Below are 3,915 nucleotides of genomic sequence, written 5' to 3'. Positions count from 1 at the left end.
CAACGACAACACGACCTCGTCGATCCCGTTCAGCCGGCGTTGGCGCTTACGCACGATCTGCGGCTCAAACGAGGAATCCGTGTCCCGAGGCACCTCAATCTCGACGGGCCGATCTCGGTCAACACCGTCTTCGCCCTCGTCCCGTTACGCGAGTTCCCGCTGCCCCGGCCAGCCGGGTCGTGCTTGTCGTATCCCAGATGCTCGCTCATCTCCGCATCCAAAGCGGTCTCGAGCACGTTCTTCGTCAACTGGTTCAACAGCCCATCCGGGCCCACCAGATCGACGCCCTGTTCCTTGGCCTGTGCCAACAACTGTTCAGCCAGCCGCTGCGGATCCACCTGATCATCAGTCACAGGCTCCAGTGTCTCGGTCAAGATCAATCCTTCCCGCCAAGCACCCTGCTCGGCGTGTCAGACCAAGACCAAGATCCACCGTTTCTCTGACAGTCCCGGTCCGCGTCCAGGTAGTTCGGTCAGCGGGTTCTAGATGTTGCGGGGCAGGACCTTGTTGGTGCCCACTGCGGGCTCGATAGTCCGGTCAAGCGACTCTTCCTCGGTCAGTTGGGGAAGCGTCGTGCGCCGGAGCCGGTCTGGCCGAGGATGTCATCGGGGTTGGAGTAAGGACAGGATTTCAGGGACAGGCATCCGCACCCGATGCAGTTGGAGAATCTGTCGCGCAGCGCGGTGAGTTCTTCGATTCTGGCGGTGAGGGCGTCGTGCCAGCGGCGCGAGATGCGATGCCAGTCCCGTTTGGTGGGGATGCGTCGATCGGGTAGTTCGGCGAGTGCATCTTTGATCTCTTCGAGAGAGACTCCGACTCGTTGGGCGGCGCGGATGAAGGCGATCATCCGGAGAGTGTCTCGGCGGTACTCACGGCGGTTGCCACTGGTGCGTCGGCTGGAGATCAGGCCACGGCTCTCATAGTAGTGCAGCGTCGGGACTGTTACGCCGGCGCGTTCGGCGAGGTGTCCTGGTTTGAGCCAGACGGCTTCGGCTGTGATTTGAGGCATCGACCTTCCACCCTTGACGTCAAGTCCACTTGATGAAGTCCACTGTATCGGGCACCTGATCGCGGGTGTGTGAATCGAACTCGAAGGGGACTTCATGACATTGACGGAGACGACGTTGCAGGTGTGGGCCGATGTCCGCTGTCCGTGGTGCTGGATGGGGCATCGCCGCCTTGCGCGGGCGATCGCGCAGTCCGGCGCCTCGGTGCAGGTTCAGCATCGAAGCTTCCTCCTCGAACCCCAGGGCCCCACGAGCGAGCGCCGTCTGGTCGGAGACGTGGCGATCGCTGAATGGGGGCTGACCGAAGCGGAGTGGGCGATCCGGCGGGATCGGATCGAGCGATCTGGGCAAGTTGACGGTCTGAGGATCCGCATCGACACGGCACGCACAATCGACTCCCGCGGCGCCCACCGGGTCCTCAAACTGGTGGAAGCGCGTGGCCTCGATGTCGACGCCGCGTGGGAGGCAATGTTCGCCGTCCATCTGGAACGGAACCTTGACCTGGAAGACTGGGACCAGTTGGCCGACCTGGGGGCCGGGCTCGGGTTGGATCACCAAGAGGTTCTCGGGCTGGCCAACTCGGAGGACTACGCGGCGGAGGTGCTCACCGATCACCGGGAAGCGCAGTCGCGGGGGTTTCACTCGGTGCCCACCGTCGCGCACGGCGAACGGCACCTTTCTGGGGCTCGAAACACCACGGAGCTGACCGCGTTCGTCCGATCGGCCGCGACGGTGGTGGAGTGATGGCTGCCGACCTCGGCTGCCAGTGGATCACCAGCGACCGGTCACCGGAGCGGCCCGGCGAGCTCCTCGGCATGTGCGCTCAAGGCGACCTGCACGTCACCATCCGGGCCGCCTACCCGCTCGAGGACGTCGCCGACGCACACCGCAACGTCGAAACCGGGCACGGTCGCGGAAAGGTCGCACTCCACATCGGAGGCACCCTGCAGGGCGGCGAGGCATGAATACCACGACCGACAACCCCGGCGCCCCGAACTCGGCGACGCTCTGGGCCCAGCCTCACCGTGCCCCGGTGGCCGGCGTGCTGGCCCTGATGACCTTCATCGCGTTCGAGTCTTACGGGATCATCACCGCGCTGCCCGTCGTCGCGGTCGACCTCCACGCCGACGGCTGGTACTCCTTCGCCTTCGCCGCCACCATCGCCACTGGTCTGGTCGGGATGATCACCGGCGGCAACTGGGCCGACCGCAGCGGGATCCGCCTCCCGCTCGCCGTCGGCGGAAGCATGTTTCTGATCGGCCTGGCCCTGTGCGCTGTAGCAACCGACATGACCGTGTTCATCGCCGGACGCCTGCTCCAGGGACTGGGCGGTGGGATCGACTCGGTGATCGTCTACGTCCTGATCGCCCAGCTCATCCCCGAGCGCCTCCAGGCCCGCATGTTCGGCCTGCTGGTGACCGCCTGGCTGCTACCCGCGATCATCGGGCCGCTGGTCACCGGTGTCCTGGTCGACTGGCTGCACTGGCGGGCTGTCTTCGCGTTCATCTTGCTCGGGAGCGCGGTCGCGCTCGCCGCGCTCCTCGGCGTCGCTCGCCGGGCACCAACGGTCCGCACCAACACGGCGGTCATCGGCAGGCGTGGCCTCTGGGCCGCCCTGGCCTGCCTCGGCATGGTCGGTCTGCATCTGGTCGGTCACCAGCCCACGACATGGCTGATCGGCGGCACCATCCTGGCCATCGCCGTCATCGGGGTCGCTACCCGTCGGCTCATGCCCACCGGGACCCTCACCGCGCGCCCAGGTCCGTCGCGACTCGTCGCGCTGAAAGGCTTGCTTGGAGCCACCGTCGCGGCCACCGACATCTACTTCACCCACTACCTGCAGCGAGACCTAGACTACTCCCCGACTTTCGCAGGCTTCGTCGTCGCCATCGGCGCTCTCGGATGGGTCACCGGATCCTGGCTCCAAGGCCGCGCAGAGGACACTGACGCCACGGCACAGCCCCGACAACTCCGACTGGCAGCCGGCCTCGTCGTCGCCGGTCCTCTCGCCATGCTCGCGCTCGTCTCAGACCTGGCCAACGTCCCGGTCGCGGTCGCCGGCGGCATTTTGATGGGAGTCGGAATGGGCATGGCCTATCCACGAATCACATCAACAGCCCTCGCACAGACCGATCCGGCACACCACGGGAACGTGAGCTCCGCACTGCAATCGATCGAGCAACTCGGCACCTCCACCCTGACCGCCATCACGGGCGCAGTTCTCATCATCACCACCCACGGCTACCAGATCACCTACGCGATCATCGCCACCGTCGGATTCTTCGCCCTCGGCGTCCTCGACCGGCCCACCATCGAGGAGGACCCAGCGAGATGACTCATTCCAACTCCCCTATGCAATCAAGCGTTCTTCACCAAGATCTACATCGACGAAGACGACGAGCTGCGCGCCGAGAACGCCCGCCCCTTCGAGATGCTGCTCGATCCAGAGGTCAACGCCAACGCCCTGACCTGGGCCGAAGACACTAACAAGGCCCGAACCCCAGCCCTTGTTTCCAAGGGCCAAGGTTCGAGCCTTGTGCCACTGGTGCCCGCGGTGGGGCTCGAACCCACACTGAACGGATTTTAAGTCCGCTGCCTCTGCCGATTGGGCTACACGGGCATTTCCGACAAAGACTCTACGCCATCGGAGGTGATCACGAGACTCCCACGATCACTGATCGAGCACCGACCCGGGGAGCGGCGCGGGGCGGCCTCTTTCCACCGCAGCAGCCTTCTTGACGTAGCAGCGCGGTGGTACTACGCCTGCAATGAAAGTAAAATGCTTTCATGGCAACCATATCCGTGCGTGATGTTTCGGAAGAGACTCTGACCGTTCTCAAGGTACGTGCTGCTCGTGCCGGGCAGTCTCTCCAGGCGTACGTCAACACGTTGCTCGAGAACGACGCGG

Annotated in this window: 6 protein-coding genes, 1 tRNA gene and 1 pseudogene; 4 read left to right on the top strand and 4 right to left on the bottom strand. The window is 64.8% G+C overall.

The window, feature by feature from the left end:
- Together ELR45_RS38490 and soxR are read right to left on the bottom strand one after the other, a co-directional pair.
- Positions 1-362: pseudogene (locus ELR45_RS38490) on the bottom strand (transposase); the annotation flags it as partial.
- Between the two features lie 194 nt (positions 363-556).
- The gene (gene soxR, locus ELR45_RS19910) at positions 557-1,009 is read right to left on the bottom strand and encodes a redox-sensitive transcriptional activator SoxR (protein WP_129667914.1); all 453 of its coding nucleotides are present in this window, start codon (positions 1,007-1,009) and stop codon (positions 557-559) included.
- Positions 1,010-1,103: 94 nt separating this feature from the next.
- On the opposite strand from soxR, the gene ELR45_RS19905 reads away from it, so the two are divergent.
- Genes ELR45_RS19905 through ELR45_RS19895 form a run of 3 tightly spaced genes read left to right on the top strand, consistent with a single transcriptional unit; the run spans position 1,104 to position 3,342 of the window.
- Complete coding sequence (locus ELR45_RS19905; RefSeq protein WP_129667913.1) at positions 1,104-1,751, top strand: DsbA family oxidoreductase; 648 nt, start codon at positions 1,104-1,106, stop codon at positions 1,749-1,751.
- Positions 1,751-1,972, top strand: coding sequence for a zinc-binding dehydrogenase (locus ELR45_RS19900; protein ID WP_129667912.1), 222 nt, complete (start codon positions 1,751-1,753; stop codon positions 1,970-1,972). The genes ELR45_RS19905 and ELR45_RS19900 overlap by 1 nt, the downstream gene beginning before the upstream one ends.
- Positions 1,969-3,342, top strand: coding sequence for an MFS transporter (locus ELR45_RS19895; RefSeq protein WP_129667911.1), 1,374 nt, complete (start codon positions 1,969-1,971; stop codon positions 3,340-3,342). The genes ELR45_RS19900 and ELR45_RS19895 overlap by 4 nt, the downstream gene beginning before the upstream one ends.
- A gap of 15 nt (positions 3,343-3,357) precedes the next feature.
- Here ELR45_RS19895 and ELR45_RS35535 read toward each other — a convergent pair whose 3' ends face one another.
- Positions 3,358-3,531 (bottom strand): hypothetical protein, encoded by a 174-nt coding sequence (locus ELR45_RS35535; protein WP_165367917.1) that lies wholly within the window; start codon positions 3,529-3,531, stop codon positions 3,358-3,360.
- Between the two features lie 19 nt (positions 3,532-3,550).
- Positions 3,551-3,627: transfer RNA gene (locus ELR45_RS19890), tRNA-Leu, on the bottom strand.
- A gap of 167 nt (positions 3,628-3,794) precedes the next feature.
- Here ELR45_RS19890 and ELR45_RS42845 point away from each other — a divergent pair.
- Positions 3,795-3,915, top strand: a 121-nt coding sequence (locus tag ELR45_RS42845) for a FitA-like ribbon-helix-helix domain-containing protein (RefSeq protein WP_420813913.1), incomplete at its 3' end; no start/stop codon positions are given.

It is taken from the genome of Phytoactinopolyspora endophytica (assembly GCF_004138495.1).
Taxonomy (GTDB): domain Bacteria; phylum Actinomycetota; class Actinomycetes; order Jiangellales; family Jiangellaceae; genus Phytoactinopolyspora; species Phytoactinopolyspora endophytica.
The sequence above is the reverse complement of the archived record's forward strand: the minus strand, read 5'-3'. Positions and strand labels throughout refer to the sequence as shown.